This window comes from Vibrio frigidus, assembly GCF_042465995.1.
In the GTDB taxonomy this organism is placed as follows: Bacteria; Pseudomonadota; Gammaproteobacteria; order Enterobacterales; family Vibrionaceae; genus Vibrio.
Genome location: NZ_JBCDMC010000009.1, coordinates 110,132 through 124,751, shown reverse-complemented (window position 1 = coordinate 124,751; position 14,620 = coordinate 110,132). Strand labels below are relative to the sequence as shown.

Sequence of the window (14,620 nt, the reverse complement as noted above, 5' to 3'; positions counted from 1 at the left end):
TCTATCTCGTTCGAGTTATCAAACTCACTGTAAGCCAAATAAATCTCTTCCTTTATATTAGAACAACTTATGCGATTTCACGTTTTAACAAGTAACCGATTAACCGCTAGTTAATAAGTTAACAGTTTACTGCTAATGTGAACAATTCGTTAATTAAATTGGCTATTCATTTTTTACATAGCAAAGTAATTACCCTCGCATAAATGACAATTAATCTATTGTTTTCATTGATAAAAAACTACACCAATAAAGATTAATGAGAAAATGAGACGATGATCTCATTGTAAAAAAGACAAAAAAAATGCCATTCATTATTGAAATGGCATAAGACGTAAAAGTAACTAGGCACTCGAATCAGGAATGCCAACAAGGAAGGGTTGGACGATTAGTTTCGTGCTATTTCAGGTCTTCGTAATCCAAACCTACGTACTGCTCTGCAATGATTTTTTGACCGTCGGATTGGTGGAGGAAATAATCTAACTCTGAGCACATCAACTTACTAAAAATTCCGGCATCGGTGTTATCTACCTTAAGGTCACCAAACTCATGCAACATATTGGTCATCCACCATGAGAATCGCTCACCATGCCAAATCCGACGCAGACAGATATCCGAATATTGTTCGATACCGGAAAGATCATTTTCTTTATAAATTCGAGTCAGTACCTTGTAAAGTGTCGCAACATCAGACGCCGCTAGATTCAACCCTTTGGCACCAGTGGGAGGAACAATATGCGCCGCATCTCCCACCAAAAATAGTTTTCCATATTGCATTGGTTCACAGACAAACGACCTCAAAGGCACAATGCTTTTTTCTATGCTAGGCCCCGTTTGCAATTTATCTGCAGATTCCTGAGGTAGGCGCCGTTTTAACTCATCCCAAAAACGTACGTCACTCCAATCGTCAACAGTGTCGGTTAACGGTACTTGTAAATAATAACGAGAGCGCGTAGCCGAACGTTGACTTGCTAAAGCAAAGCCTCGTGGTGTTTTACTATAAATAAGCTCTTCACTGACCGGTGGCGTATCACTTAACAACCCCAACCAACCGAACGGATAAACTCGCTCATATTCTTTGCGAACCGTGTCTGGGATAGTGGGTCGGGATACGCCGTGGAAGCCATCACATCCTGCAATGTAATCACACGTTAATTGATACTTAGTTCCTTGATATTCGAATTGAATAGCGGGGGACTTTGAATCAGCACCCACTATTTGGCTGACCGGTGCATTGTAATAAGTCGTCATACCACTTTCACTACGAGCATCCATTAGATCTTTTGTTATTTCCGTTTGACCGTAACAGGTAACCACTTTCCCCTTGGTCAATGACTTCATATCGATACGAGTTGTTTCACCATCAACACAGATCTCAAAGCCGTCATGAATGTGCGCTTCTTTATCCATTCTCTTTGCACATCCTGCTTCGCGAACCAAATCAACAAAGCCTTGCTCTAATATACCAGCTCGAATTCTAGACAGTACGTGGTCACCAGAAACACGCTCTATGATAATATTATTGATCCCTTGCTTATCTAGGAGCTGGCCTAATAGTAAACCTGAAGGACCTGCACCGATAATCGCAACTTGTGTCGTAATAATTTCCATTTTGTGGCCTATCCCTTATCTAAATCACCCTTTAATCATCTATGATTGTTTTACGATTTCGAATTCATTAAATAAGAATATTCTTGTACTTTATCGTCAAAACGGGGAATAGGCCATAAATGGACACGCAGGATCTGATACCTAAGTTTTTCCTCTACGGAGAAAATCACGATCACGATGACTCAGAATTTGTGCATATAGAATCTATTGCTGCACGAAGTGAAAAAGCGCAATGGAACATAAAGCCTCATCTCCATGGCAAATTGTTTCAATTGCTTTTTATTCTCCAAGGTAGCTCTGAGATTCACCTTGATAATAAAGACTATGTTATCAAAGGAAACGGTGCCGTCATTATTCCTTCAGGCGTCGTGCACGGCTTCACATTCTCTCCCCAAACTCAGGGTTATGTTCTTACCATTGCCGAGCCTTTAATCAACCAATCTGCAAACTCTCGAGCGGTCGACTTTCTTAATTTTGTGACCTTAAAAGCGCGGGTTTTGCACTTCAAACAAGACTCACAATTTCTTAATCAATTCGCGACCTACTTAGACACTATGTTGGAGGAATTTCAGTCTTTCTATTCAGGGAAACGCTATTCGATAGAGTGGTTGGTTAAGATGACCTTGATGACCTTGTATCGTGAGATAGAGACCCATGAAGAAATAGAAAATTCGAGGAACATTAATCCCAAGTTATATCTATTTAATAACCTAATTGAGGCCAATTTCCCTCAACAATGGCCGGTTTCGCTATATGCCGACACACTGGGTATCTCCGTTTCAACCTTAAATCGGCTTTGCCATAACGAAAAAGGAGATACGGCTAAACAGATCATTAACGAGAGGATGTTCATTGAAGCCAAGCGTTACCTTATTTACACCCAAGCGAATATAGACCAAATCGCCTATCGATTGGGCTTTGAAGACCCGGCCTATTTTTCTCGTTTCTTCAAGAAAAAATCAGGATTAAGCCCCAAAAAATTCAGAGACATCAACCCATTTGAAACGCAGTATTAGGCCTGTCTATATTTCAAACAATGCGTAGTATCCATAGCCAACAATCAGTGCTGGAAATGCAGAATAGAACGTAGCCGCAAGCGCAGCACGAGGGGCCAAAGCGATTGCAGGAAATAGCGCGTCGCCGTCATTGGATATGGCGTTTGCAATTTGAGTAGACATAGGAACCGCCCCTGAAATGTACAAACTTGTGACCAATATCTGGGGTCCACAACCCGGAAGTAATCCAACCAACAAACCAACTAAAGGCATCCATACCCCCCAACCAGAAAATAACTCTGCGAGATCAACGTTTGAGAATACAGTAATCATTTCGAAAGCTAAAAATGCACCTATAACCCATGCCGTCACGAAGTTGGTATCTTGAGCCGTCTTCTGTAAAGGGTGCGACGTGATACATTTTTTGTCTTCAGACACGCTCGATTCATAATCTTTTATTTCTTTGGTAAAAGCCCATAACGTCATGCAGGTAATGATTGCAATTGTCCCTATCCACTCCATTGTTTCTTCCGGCAAGCCAATAAGCTGGTTGATATTTATTTGAAATGAACCAAGCAAGGCGACAACAGTGGCTGGCAATATCAATATACCCCAAAATTTTCCTTGTAAATTTATTGCCGTTTTTTCAAAGGTACTGTGATGTTTTTCATTGTTGCTGCGAACGGAATCCGTTTTAGGCTTAGGCCTTAAGAAGTCATCACGGTGTATAGCATTAACGACCAACCCTGACAATGTACCTACTACGACTCCAAGAACAATAACACTCAGCCCTACTTTAGGTTCACTGGCGAGTAGCAGAAAAGCAGCGTCACCCATAGTCGACGTTAATACAGCAACGACAGCACCAAACCCAACTCGACCACTAACAAATTGAGTGGTCACTATGATGGCGCCTCCACAACCTGGCATAGCCCCAAGCAAAGCAGAAAATAACACCTGATAATGCCGAGAGCTATTGTATAAACGAATAACACTGTTCTCTCGATTCATAAAAAGAGAAATATAGTGATAAAGCGCTAAGGTAAAAGCAACATAAGCTGATACAGCCCAAAAAGCGTCCGCAAGCGTCTTTACCGCAATATGTCGAGTAGCGTCGGTAAGCAATAATGCGATTAAAAATGCGGGCAACAGTGCTCTTTTGTATTTAAAACTGAATTGAGAGCCCTTCACCTGATGACTTACGGTTCTTTGAATAAGAGTAGTAATCATAATTACACCAAGAGGAATGATAATGGTTATCATTATATGCGAATGATAATTATTCGCAACAAAAGATATTGATCTAGCTTACTCTTTTGTAATTTATGTTCAAATAATTCTTCACAATCTCCAAATCGATGCTACATTGAGAATGATAATCATTAACATATGAGGATTAAAATGAATATCTTAGATAACCTACCGTCGATTGTTTCTTTACCCGTTGAATATAGAGATTCTCCTAATAGTGAGCGCCATCATCGGGAGGTAATATATCTTCTAGAAAAAAAGCTCACGAGCAATCCTAAGTGTGTTCAATCTCTTCGAGAATGGATTACGAGTTATCATGAGTTAGCATCCATACACCAGCAAAAAGGCGAGTTAGAGACCGCACAAAAATGTTTGCTCATACCGCACCAATCTATGCTCTATATGGCTGATAACAATAACGGTGATGAAGATATAGAACTAATAGCCATAAAAGCAATCAATACGACACTGCCACCATTGTTGGAGTTTGCTAAAGTGTATCCGCCTTGTGAAAATTGCATGCAAAAACTACGGTCACAACTTGCTATCATCACTAATGATGATACGAAAATTCATTGATCCGCTAAATTTCTCATAAAACAGTTTACAGTCGCATTTAAAGATGCATAATGCATGCATCTTTAAATGTTTTGGATTTCTTCATGCACATCACTCGATATACGGACTATTCATTGCGGGTATTGATCTATTTAGCAATCAATAATCAGCAACTTTGTACTATCAGTGAGATAGCAGATAGTTACGGCATATCGAAAAACCACTTGATGAAAATCGTGCAGAAACTCAATTCTCAGGGGTACTTATTAGCCACTCGTGGAAAAAATGGTGGCATTAAATTAAACCGCCCCGTTGGTGAAATAAATATTGGTAGTTTAGTGAGAGACATTGAAGACAAAAATAATCTCGTCGAGTGTTTTGGTGAAAGTAATCAATGTGTGATAACGCCAAGTTGTCAGTTAAAAAATATTTTCTCACAAGCTCAAGAAAATTTTTTCAAAACGCTCGATGCTTACTCTCTCGAGGATATCATAGGCAATAATAACAAAACGTTAGCTGAATTATTGACCATAAAAATAACCTAATTGAACTACTTTACTTCTAATATAATCGAATAATTGGACCATCAACATGATGAATATTTCCGAGCCAGACAATAAAAAAACAACCATAGACACTCTGCCATTTTTAGAATTTGCGTTTCGACCTTTCTTTTTGCTTGGCGCTCTATTTAGCATTATTAGTTTATTGGTTTGGAATGGTGTTTTAGGCGGTAATATTGTTGTAAATCTTTATGGTGGTAGCCTTTGGTGGCATATGCACGAGATGCTATTCGGTTTTACGACTGCCATTATCGTTGGTTTCTTACTAACCGCAGTTCAGAACTGGAGTGGCGTCAGAGGGTTAAATGGAAAAGCCTTACTTGGCTTAGTGTCGGTTTGGATAGCGGCTCGTATTGCATTTTTCTTTCCCGAACAACTCCCTAATATACTCATCGCTGCCATTGACCTCGCCTTTTTGCCTTTAGCGGCAACGGCTCTGGCTTACCCAATTATTAAAGCAAAACTGTGGCGAAACCTGATCTTTATACCCATTTTATTGGTTATGTCGATAAGCAATGTCCTTGCTCATTACAGCGTTGCAAGCAGTGATTATCTTCTATTAAGCAAAGCCAGTACTTTTATGGTGCTTCTTGTGACATTAGTGATGTGCATTATGGGAGGCCGAGTCTTCCCAATGTTTACGGCAAACGGCACACAAACGACGCGAGTGAATGCAATCCCAACCATAGAAAAACTGTCCATTGCCAGTATTTTAATCGCCGTCATTGTAGGTGCAGGCTTTGTTGAGCTTCCATCTATCGTCGTGGCGATTATATTCTTTTGCGCTAGCGCTATTCATGCAGTTCGTGCGTTCAGGTGGCGGATATGGGTGACATTTAAAACCCCATTAGTATGGTCTTTACATCTTAGTTACTGGTGTATTGTGATTGGCTTATTGATGTTTGGTTTATCTGAAATCACGACAACTGTGAGCCACAGCCAAGCTATCCATGCCCTGACCGTTGGAGCAATGGCTTCTATGATTTTGTCGATGATTTCTCGCGTTTCTCTCGGTCATACTGGTCGAATAATCATTGTTGGAAAAACCATGATCGTGGCATTTGTTGCCATCCTTCTGGCGTTCATCATTCGCGTATTTGGCATTTACTGGTTAGAGAGCTACACCCTCGCTCTCACGTTGGCGGTGACTTTCTGGACCTTAGGGTTTGGTTGCTTTGTCTTACTCTATCTGCCTATTTTGACGAAACCCAGTGCGAAACGATAACGTCTACTTTTTATAAAATTATAGGTAACAAACACACCTTAAGCTGTTTACAAATTTACTTGAATTAATTGGAGAATATTATGAGCTGTTGCGGACAATGTGGTGGAAGCGAGCCAGAAGAAAAGAAAAAAGATGAAGCAGAAAAACAAGAAGAAGAAGAGTAACTTTTAATCTTTGTTATTCAAATAGATAAAAACCAATCACCAAAAGGTGATTGGTTTTTTTGTTTGTGGAGTACCGGAATGAAATACTCAGTATTAAAGCCAAGCAGTATCGTTGATTCGGTCTTTATTAAGTGACCAAGCCCTTACTGAAGGGTAGAACTCACGAGCTGACTCATCTTTTCTATGATCACCGATTTTTCATGACGGCGACTTCTTGCACATATTTTAGCATCATCATTACAAACCATGCATCGACGCCTTGGCAGCGACATACTGTCTCTGGAAACCGCAACACCATTTCTATCAATAATATCAATATCGAATAGACGGCCCAGAGGATGACTATCTTCGATATCCACCATCTGAGCTTTCAATTCAAGTGCGGTGATATTGCTGGCCGCAGCGATAAACTCCAAACCAGTGTTCGCTTCAAAACGTTGAGGCTCAGTCAAAAAAACAGATGAGCGTTGGCAACATTCAACAATCGCTTCAATACCTTGCTCAAATGCAACCGTAGACAAGGTATTAACCTTAACCTCGCCCACCATATTAATGGTGAAACTAATTAGAGGAAGAGAGTGTTTATTCAACCACTCTCTTTGTCTTATTCCCCGTTGTTCTCTAGAGTTTAATAACTGCTCTAGAGAAACGGGTTCGCCTGAATACACTGACTACTCTTTAATTTGTTTGATGGTGTCAATAACAGAACCGTCACGGTAACGAATATAACCAACAACATTATCTGAATATTGAATCGGCTTGCCTTTGCCAGTGAGTAACTCAGCTCTTTGCTGAAGCTCTTCTATTGAGAAAACTGGAATTCCAGACCGAGCTAAACGAGCTTTGACATCGGTTCGAGCCGGATTGACAGCCACGCCATGATCGGTAACCAGTACATCGATTTCTGTTCCTGGAGTAATGATATTCAGCACCTTATTCACTACCGTCGGAATACGACCGCGTACTAATGGCGCCACAATGATGGTTAAATTCGCCGCCGCCGCGGTATCACTGTGACCACCAGACGCGCCACGTATAACGCCATCAGAACCAGTAATAACATTGACGTTAAAATCTGTATCTATTTCTAAGGCACTCAACACAACCACGTCCAAGCGATCAACCACCGCACCTTTTGAAGATGGGTTAGCGTATTGATTGGCCGAAATTTCCATATGAAGAGGGTTTCGGGCCAATGAGTCTGCGGCACTTGAATCGAATGACTGCACATCTAACAGCGTTTTAATTAGCCCTTTTTCATGCATGTTCACCATCGTTGATGTAATACCACCCAGTCCAAAGCTTGCTGTCACCCCTTTTCGTTCCATCTTCTCTTCCAAGAAACGAGTCACCGCTAACGATGCACCACCTGAGCCTGTCTGTAACGAAAAGCCATCAAAAAAGTGCCCTGAATGCTCGATAACTTCTGCCGCTTTACGGGCGATAAGTAACTCACGAGGATTTGTTGTTAAACGAGTCGCATCACCACCAATTTTGGATGGGTCACCAACCTCCTCTACTTGAACAATGGCATCAACTGTATCCTGACCAATTGAAGCCGGCATGTTAGGGAATGGTACGATTTGCTCGGTAAGTATGATCACTTTTTTAGCGTGTTCTGCATCAACCTTTGCATAACCCAACGAACCACAGCGTGATTTGCCCGTCGTTGCGTTCGCATTACCAAACTCATCACAGGTAGAAACTCCTAAAAAGGCGACGTCTATATCCAACTCGCCCGATTTTACTAGGTGTACTCGACCACCATGGGAATGGATGTGAACCGGTTCCGCTAAGATACCTCTAGAGATTTCTTCAGCCAAATCACCTCTAATACCAGAGGTGTATATCTTATTTACAACGCCATTTTTTATATGGCCTATGATAGGAGAGTGAATGCTGGACAGTGAACTCGATGCGAGCGTTAAGTTTTTAAAGCCCATTTGAGCAAGAACATTCATCACCATATTGATGATTTTGTCACCACCTCGAAAAGAGTGGTGAAAAGAGATCGTCATGCCGTCTTCTAGTCCAGACGCTCGTATCGCGTCTTGTAAAGATTCATGAAGCTTACGACTTTTTTTTGTCTCTTTGTTAAGCAAATGCGGCGTAATTTCGTGCGCGTCAGTAAAAGGTCTCATAGCAAGCTGGTCCAGTTCTGTTTGTGGATTATTGGCTGTTATTTCGTTATTTGTCTTCATTACCGTACCCTACTGTTTGATACCAGACTCGGCACGTTTCAATGTTAAATGCGCTCTTTCAATAATTGGACTATCGACCATTTTACCGTTCAACGAAACCACTCCAGAGCCCATTTCTTCCGCCTCCTCCGCCGCTTCGATGACTGCGTGTGCGTGATCTATTTCTTTTTGAGATGGCGCAAAAACATTATGCAATATTTCGATCTGACGCGGATTAATTAGCGATTTACCATCAAACCCAAGTGATTTGATGTGCTCGGCTTCGTTCAAGAATCCTTCTTCGTTATTCGCGTCAGAATACACTGTGTCGAATGCCATAATTCCCGCCGCGCGAGCAGCCTGTAATATAGAACAACGCGCAAACAACAATTCGGTGCCTTCAGCGGTTCGTTCTGTTCTCAAGTCACGAACATAATCTTCAGCACCTAACGCTATACCGATCAGTCTTTTCGATCCAAAAGCAATATCAACAGCATTGTTTATACCCATCGCGGATTCAATAGCCGCCAACATTTTAGTACTACCCACCTCTCTTCCAAATTCTCTTTCTGCCGCTTCAATCTCGGCTTCCATATCTATTACGTCTTGAAGTGAGTCCGTTTTGGCTAACCGTACAACATTAACGCCCGCTTTCACCACGGCCTTTACATCATCACGTCCAAACGCCGAGTCGAGCCCATTAACGCGGACAACGGTTTCTACATCTTGATATAGAGGGTGCTGAAGCGTATTCATCACTAACATACGTGCGGTATCTTTCTCACGTATTGAAACGGAATCTTCAAGGTCGAACATAATCGCGTCAGGTGTGTAGATAAATGTATTGCTCAACATCGCCGCGTTTGAACCCGGCACAAATAACATGCTTCTACGTAATTTCGCTTTCATTACACCGCACTCCAATCTATTTCTGAACTGTCCGACGCACGCATAACCGCCGCTTGAACTCGAGCTCTAATCACGCAATCTAATGCACCTTTGTCATTGATAACCACTGTCGCACTAGTAACACCTAGTTCGTTCAAAGTATCGGTAACCACCTTGAGAATAAGATCTCCGAATTGCTGTTCTACAGAGCTGGTAAGTTCGATTTCTAAACTGTTTGTTTCAGATGGCAAGATCTCAACTAGCAGATCACTAGATTCAAGACCTCCAGCGTACGATCGCTGATTAATTTGCATGTTAACTCCTCATGAGTTAAGAATTTGGGGGAAATGATTACGAAGAAATGGCACGATATAAACACGGACCAAGTCATTATCTGGGTGTTATTTTCCCCGATGAGAAAGACTTTATGATGATGAGACTCAAGTTTCATCGAAAGGTAAAAATCGTTTATGTATTTAATGGTTTTAACTGGAAAATTGCAGGAGTGATGGGTGTTAATTGACGTAAACAACGTTGCTTAGTATTCAACTTTCGAAATTTGGTGACCTCTCGGCCACCAAAGGTAGGTTCTTACTGTTATATTTAGGCTAATAAAATGACGGAATAAAAAGCGATATCATCCTAAAATAATGAGGGGATTTTGACCTTTTTACCTAACTAGTTTTTACATAGACTCGTTCAGGACGTCCAACTCGACCATGTTCATTTTCAGCGATCAAAAAACCACTCGCGGAACAAAACTCCAAATAACGTCTGGCTGTAGTTTTGCTAATACCAACCTCGCCACCTAAACTCTCCGCCGTATATTTGACGCCAATATTCTGCAAAAACACCTGCTTGATCTTATCAAGTGTTAGGTCACCAATGCCTTTCGGTAAGGAACCGGTCGTTTTATCTCGCGCCTGAATATTGAATAGATCATCAACATGTCTTTGACTGATATTATCAAAGGCATTAATAGCACTGTTAAATTTTAGGTATCTATCTAGGGTATCTTGTAGTCGGTCGTAAGCGACTGGCTTCAATATGTAATCAAAACAACCACAGTGCATCGCTTCTTTGACTGTTTCCATTTCGCTAGACGCCGTCACCAAAATAACGTCTACTTTGTCGGAACTTTTATCCGCAGCAATTTCCCTCAATAGCTCCGTACCTTTGCCATCCGGTAGGTAATTGTCGAGGATAATTAACTTTGGCTTTTGAACCTTAATCATGGTTCTCGCCATATTTAAATTTGAGGCGATTCCAATTGGTCGAAATCGTTGAGTTTGCCTTAAAAATTGCGCATGTAATTCAGCAATTGCTGACTCATCTTCGACAATTAACACATCAATGATATTCATTATTTGTCATCACTATTTGGTATAAAAATTGAGAATATTGAACCTTTCGGTTCTGCGTTGTCCACCAAGATTACCCCACCTGCATTTGTGACGTAACGGTTAATTAAGTAAAGTCCAATTCCGTGACCATCGCTATCCATTTTACTCGTTACTCCGCGGTTAAATATGTCTGCGGCTAATTCAGAAGGGATCCCGCAGCCGTTATCCGCTACTTCTATCACTAATTCATGGCTTGCATCCGTGATGAGCAACGATACTTTTTTATTACTTTCTGGGTTATTGAGCGTTGCTTCATAAGCATTATCAATTAAGTTACCAATGATTGCTGAAAGCTCATCTGGCTCTATTTTTTCATTCAAATGATATAACTGGCAAGTAGGATCAAACTCGAGTTCTAATCCCAACTCCCGAGCTCTAGAGTACTTCCCAAGCAATATACCGGCTACCTGACGACACTGAATTCTCGTACTGATAAAGTCAATTAATTGCTGTTTCATACTGCTCTCATGATTGATAAGTCTCAGTGCAGCGGCACTATCACCAATCCCAATCAAACCACCAATCGTCGACAGTTTATTCGCATGCTCATGACGCATGACACGTAGATTTTCGGTATACAGCTTTATTTGACTTAACTCTGCTGTCAATGAATTGATATCATTTTTATGCCGGAAACTAATGACCCAGCCACTCAAAATGTCGCCATCAAAAATAGCCACTCTATTCGCTATCAATGTTTTTCCATTGATCGACACAATTTCATCTTTTATATTTTTATCAAATGGGGTTTGAAAGAAGAACTGTGTTTGAGAGACAAATTCAATAATTTGGCGGGTTTTTAGGTACTTAATCTCTCTTTCGGTTCCAAGCAGTTCTCTAGCCGTATTATTAACAGCTAAAATGTATCCTGCTTTATCTATCGCAATAACGCCTTCATAAACAGAACTTAAGATCGATTTTTGCAAATGCAAGGCTAATGCAATTTCAGACGGCTCCATTCCATTCATTTTCTTTTTGATATGAGACGAAAAGGTCCATGCTCCAACCATGGTTAAGAACAGTATGATCGCGATCTCTATGATGAGCGGTTGGCTATAAAATAAAAACCATTGTTCAAATCGGTTGAGTAAATAACCGACAGACACAACACCAATTATTTTACCATCAAAGTCAATAACTGGGGCTTTACCTCGTACTCCATACCCGAGACTGCCTTCTCGCACCGAAATATACGACTCACCCCTTTCCAAAGCACCCGTATTGTCCCCACCTATCATAGGCAGTCCAATTCGTTCTTTCACAGGATGAGACAGTCGTATGCCTCTCTCGTCACCTACGACGATAAAGCTTGCGTCTGATATCCCATGCAACCTATCGATCACATGTTCTACTGCTGGGACATTTTTGATGCGAACTTCTTGTATCAGTTCGGGGTCACTCGCAATTTCCTGTGCTTGAATGAGCGCTCTAGTACCCACTTGATGATGCAGCGTATCGATTAGTGCATTATGAAAATTGAACCCCATGATGACGGCTTGTAGCATTAAGAGGCCAAAAATAAGCACGAATACGCGCCCTTTAAAGGACATACCTATTTTTAGTCTCTCTTTCAAACGCGCAGTCCTACTTTCCATAATATCTTTAAACCTTCAAATGAAGACAAAAACCTAACGATAAACGGTATTTGTTATTGGCATTTTAATCAACAAATAATTGCTTACAGTTATAAATAAGACCAATAATTAGTCATAGGTCACATATTTACACTCAATAATAAAATCAATATTACTTATATTAAACCAACAACAATACTTTTGGCGTTAAATTAGACGTCAATTTATATTAAATTTCGCAAACTCATCTGAACTAAGACAATTAAATTCATTAAAACCATTTAAAGCTCTTTCGCTTTATATATATGTATTAGTTCTCAAAGTAAAAGAGAATTGTTCTGTTATTGTCTTATTCATATTGATTAAGGAGGACAGTAAATGAGCACCAGCGTATCCCTATATGACTCTTTTCTTTGTAAAGAAACCAGAGCAAAAAAACAGCAGCAACTAATTAAAAAGTATGCAACACCACTCGTCACGATAAAGGCTCATATGCCCAAAGAGCTTCGCTGTAATATGTATGTCAATGCGATCATCGAGCAAGCCTACTTATCGGTCAAAGACGTATTGTTACAACATGAATTTACCTGCATCGGTAACGACGAACACAAAAGTAATGTCGGTGAAGAGCGGTACCTAGCGGTTCAGTGTCGTTCGGCAAGTGAGCTTAAAAAATTCATGATGGTCATTGAAAATACACATCCTTTAGGACAACTAATGGACCTAAATGTTATGAACCGCGAGGGAAAAACCATCTCTAGGGGCTCGTGTGAACTCTCGGCTCGTAAGTGTATAATTTGTGACTGTCCTGCACCTGAATGTGCTAAAAAACATCAGCACAGCCTTGCTGACTTGGACCTTAAAATTAAACAGATACTAGAAACATATATGACGGTTGCATAGTGCCTTTATCCTTACTCAACAAACGTGCCAAGCACTTTGATAGCGTGTGTTAAGCACGTAGATTCTTCTGATATGTTTGATTAAATAATAGAGTCAACTCGACATTGTTGCTTCGTAATGAATCGGAGCAACTCTCGCCTCTTTACACCTCAGTTCATACACTTCACTTTCTTTGCTAAAAAGGTTTTTAACATAGTTGTAGGTCGTGAGAGGGACAAGTTTTCTCAAGTCATCCCACTGATTATTGAATAACAGATGCCTTACCAAAGAGGCAGAGATAGGCTGATCTTCTTTCTCACAACGAGGAAACTCAACTAAATTTACTGGCTCACACTCAAGTGTTGGTGTCGTTAACCATTGGTGCATTTGTTGGTTGTAGAAACGAGTCACAGCACAGATAGGTTCCGTACCGACAAAGCGGTGGGTTATACCAAGGGACGGAGCAATATATCCTCTGAACATTTGCAGGTCGACCGCAGTATGACAATAGTTAATCACCCCGTCATCTTTTAAAAAGTAGCTTGGAAATGTTGCTCTAGAAATGATGTAATCTGACCCAGGATGGATAATGACATTAGGGAACTCTTTTACCCCTTCACGGATCATATTCAATCTATCTTCATAGGTGAAAAAAGATCGGTCTTCTTTAACGACAAATACATGAACCCAGTCGCATTGCTGAGAAGCTTGTTCAACCAAGTAACGATGGCCGTAAGTAAAGGGATTGGCATTCATTACGATACTGCCAATTTTATCTCCTGAACGTTTCAATAAGGCCAGTTTATTACAGTAATTTTTAAGCCGGGTTTTGCTATTTTCAAGTAAAACCACTCTATCCTTTACTGACGTAAGTTTATAAAACCCTGCTTTGTGAAACATCTGATAGTTTTCTGGCTTGGTGTAAATAAACAGATTAAAACGCCCAATATCATAGGCATATGTCACCAGTTCGGTCAGTAATTGTGTTGATAGTCCATGGCCTTGATAGCGGTCATCAACCGCTATCGACTTAAGCGTATTTCCAGCCAAACCACCGGTTGCGACTACTCGCTCATTGTCGAAAGCAACCACAAACATTTCGACATCGGAATCAATACCCAATCCCATTTTGTCTAGAAAGGATTTTACCTTTTCTAATTTTTGGTTGTTTTTCGTGCTTACACGAATAAAATTGAAAGCGAAGTCCACTGACTTTTCCTACTACTTAATAACTTGTTAAGTATCGTTTATATGCGGTATTAATATCATGATTTAAATCATAACTGAATTTAGTTAATAATATTTAAATGGCGTAAATGATTTTATTTC

At 40.5% G+C, this 14,620-nt stretch carries 15 protein-coding genes; 6 read left to right on the top strand and 9 right to left on the bottom strand.

Annotated features, from left to right (window positions below):
* Positions 1-396: 396 nt before the first annotated feature.
* The gene (gene pobA / locus AACW90_RS16390) at positions 397-1,608 is read right to left on the bottom strand and encodes a 4-hydroxybenzoate 3-monooxygenase (protein ID WP_390236575.1); all 1,212 of its coding nucleotides are present in this window, start codon (positions 1,606-1,608) and stop codon (positions 397-399) included.
* Positions 1,609-1,727: 119 nt separating this feature from the next.
* Between pobA and AACW90_RS16385 the strand changes: the two genes are divergently transcribed.
* On the top strand, positions 1,728-2,624 hold the full coding sequence (locus tag AACW90_RS16385) for a helix-turn-helix domain-containing protein (protein WP_390236574.1): 897 nt from the start codon (positions 1,728-1,730) through the stop codon (positions 2,622-2,624).
* 6 nt (positions 2,625-2,630) lie between these two features.
* Here the strand turns inward: AACW90_RS16385 and AACW90_RS16380 are convergent, their stop codons facing one another.
* A complete protein-coding gene (locus AACW90_RS16380; protein WP_390236571.1) occupies positions 2,631-3,833 on the bottom strand; it encodes a putative manganese transporter in 1,203 nt (400 codons plus the stop codon).
* Between the two features lie 171 nt (positions 3,834-4,004).
* On the opposite strand from AACW90_RS16380, the gene AACW90_RS16375 reads away from it, so the two are divergent.
* Genes AACW90_RS16375 through AACW90_RS16365 form a run of 3 tightly spaced genes read left to right on the top strand, consistent with a single transcriptional unit; the run spans position 4,005 to position 6,200 of the window.
* On the top strand, positions 4,005-4,433 hold the full coding sequence (locus tag AACW90_RS16375; protein ID WP_390236570.1) for a DUF2753 family protein: 429 nt from the start codon (positions 4,005-4,007) through the stop codon (positions 4,431-4,433).
* Positions 4,434-4,483: 50 nt separating this feature from the next.
* Positions 4,484-4,957, top strand: coding sequence for an RrF2 family transcriptional regulator (locus tag AACW90_RS16370; RefSeq protein WP_390236568.1), 474 nt, complete (start codon positions 4,484-4,486; stop codon positions 4,955-4,957).
* A gap of 46 nt (positions 4,958-5,003) precedes the next feature.
* Positions 5,004-6,200, top strand: a complete 1,197-nt coding sequence (locus tag AACW90_RS16365; RefSeq protein WP_390236566.1) for an NnrS family protein — start codon at positions 5,004-5,006, stop codon at positions 6,198-6,200.
* A gap of 307 nt (positions 6,201-6,507) precedes the next feature.
* On the opposite strand, the gene citX (AACW90_RS16360) is transcribed toward AACW90_RS16365, so the two are convergent.
* From citX (AACW90_RS16360) to citD, 4 genes are read right to left on the bottom strand one after another with little or no spacing between them, the layout of a single operon-like run.
* Positions 6,508-7,032: a citrate lyase holo-[acyl-carrier protein] synthase gene (gene citX / locus AACW90_RS16360; RefSeq protein WP_390236564.1), complete on the bottom strand. Its 525-nt coding sequence runs from the start codon at positions 7,030-7,032 to the stop codon at positions 6,508-6,510.
* Positions 7,033-7,035: 3 nt separating this feature from the next.
* On the bottom strand, positions 7,036-8,565 hold the full coding sequence (citF, locus tag AACW90_RS16355; protein WP_390236562.1) for a citrate lyase subunit alpha: 1,530 nt from the start codon (positions 8,563-8,565) through the stop codon (positions 7,036-7,038).
* A gap of 9 nt (positions 8,566-8,574) precedes the next feature.
* The gene (gene citE, locus AACW90_RS16350) at positions 8,575-9,453 is read right to left on the bottom strand and encodes a citrate (pro-3S)-lyase subunit beta (protein WP_390236561.1); all 879 of its coding nucleotides are present in this window, start codon (positions 9,451-9,453) and stop codon (positions 8,575-8,577) included.
* Positions 9,453-9,746 (bottom strand): citrate lyase acyl carrier protein, encoded by a 294-nt coding sequence (citD, locus tag AACW90_RS16345; protein WP_275137134.1) that lies wholly within the window; start codon positions 9,744-9,746, stop codon positions 9,453-9,455. Before citD ends, citE begins: the two co-directional genes overlap by 1 nt.
* 47 nt (positions 9,747-9,793) lie before the next feature.
* On the opposite strand from citD, the gene AACW90_RS16340 reads away from it, so the two are divergent.
* Entirely contained in the window at positions 9,794-9,955 is a 162-nt protein-coding gene (locus AACW90_RS16340; protein ID WP_390236559.1) for a hypothetical protein, read from the top strand.
* Positions 9,956-10,106: 151 nt separating this feature from the next.
* On the opposite strand, the gene AACW90_RS16335 is transcribed toward AACW90_RS16340, so the two are convergent.
* Together AACW90_RS16335 and AACW90_RS16330 are read right to left on the bottom strand one after the other, a co-directional pair.
* On the bottom strand, positions 10,107-10,799 hold the full coding sequence (locus AACW90_RS16335) for a response regulator (protein WP_390236796.1): 693 nt from the start codon (positions 10,797-10,799) through the stop codon (positions 10,107-10,109).
* The gene (locus AACW90_RS16330) at positions 10,796-12,430 is read right to left on the bottom strand and encodes an ATP-binding protein (RefSeq protein ID WP_390236557.1); all 1,635 of its coding nucleotides are present in this window, start codon (positions 12,428-12,430) and stop codon (positions 10,796-10,798) included. Before AACW90_RS16330 ends, AACW90_RS16335 begins: the two co-directional genes overlap by 4 nt.
* A gap of 357 nt (positions 12,431-12,787) precedes the next feature.
* Here AACW90_RS16330 and citX (AACW90_RS16325) point away from each other — a divergent pair, with 357 nt between their 5' ends.
* Positions 12,788-13,312, top strand: a complete 525-nt coding sequence (citX, locus tag AACW90_RS16325; protein WP_390236555.1) for a citrate lyase holo-[acyl-carrier protein] synthase — start codon at positions 12,788-12,790, stop codon at positions 13,310-13,312.
* Positions 13,313-13,405: 93 nt separating this feature from the next.
* Here citX (AACW90_RS16325) and citC read toward each other — a convergent pair whose 3' ends face one another.
* Positions 13,406-14,500 (bottom strand): [citrate (pro-3S)-lyase] ligase, encoded by a 1,095-nt coding sequence (citC, locus tag AACW90_RS16320; protein ID WP_390236551.1) that lies wholly within the window; start codon positions 14,498-14,500, stop codon positions 13,406-13,408.
* Positions 14,501-14,620: the final 120 nt, after the last annotated feature.

Excerpts from the sequence above, each read along its gene's own strand:
- AACW90_RS16370 (WP_390236568.1), top strand. The coding sequence starts at position 4,484 with ATGCATGCATCTTTAAATGTTTTGGATTTCTTCATGCACATCACTCGA.
- citE (WP_390236561.1), bottom strand. The coding sequence starts at position 9,453 with ATGAAAGCGAAATTACGTAGAAGCATGTTATTTGTGCCGGGTTCAAAC.
- AACW90_RS16365 (WP_390236566.1), top strand. The coding sequence starts at position 5,004 with ATGATGAATATTTCCGAGCCAGACAATAAAAAAACAACCATAGACACT.
- pobA (WP_390236575.1), bottom strand. The coding sequence starts at position 1,608 with ATGGAAATTATTACGACACAAGTTGCGATTATCGGTGCAGGTCCTTCA.
- citD (WP_275137134.1), bottom strand. The coding sequence starts at position 9,746 with ATGCAAATTAATCAGCGATCGTACGCTGGAGGTCTTGAATCTAGTGAT.
- AACW90_RS16340 (WP_390236559.1), top strand. The coding sequence starts at position 9,794 with ATGGCACGATATAAACACGGACCAAGTCATTATCTGGGTGTTATTTTC.
- AACW90_RS16385 (WP_390236574.1), top strand. The coding sequence starts at position 1,728 with ATGGACACGCAGGATCTGATACCTAAGTTTTTCCTCTACGGAGAAAAT.
- AACW90_RS16380 (WP_390236571.1), bottom strand. The coding sequence starts at position 3,833 with ATGATTACTACTCTTATTCAAAGAACCGTAAGTCATCAGGTGAAGGGC.
- AACW90_RS16375 (WP_390236570.1), top strand. The coding sequence starts at position 4,005 with ATGAATATCTTAGATAACCTACCGTCGATTGTTTCTTTACCCGTTGAA.
- citX (WP_390236555.1), top strand. The coding sequence starts at position 12,788 with ATGAGCACCAGCGTATCCCTATATGACTCTTTTCTTTGTAAAGAAACC.
- citF (WP_390236562.1), bottom strand. The coding sequence starts at position 8,565 with ATGAAGACAAATAACGAAATAACAGCCAATAATCCACAAACAGAACTG.
- AACW90_RS16330 (WP_390236557.1), bottom strand. The coding sequence starts at position 12,430 with ATGGAAAGTAGGACTGCGCGTTTGAAAGAGAGACTAAAAATAGGTATG.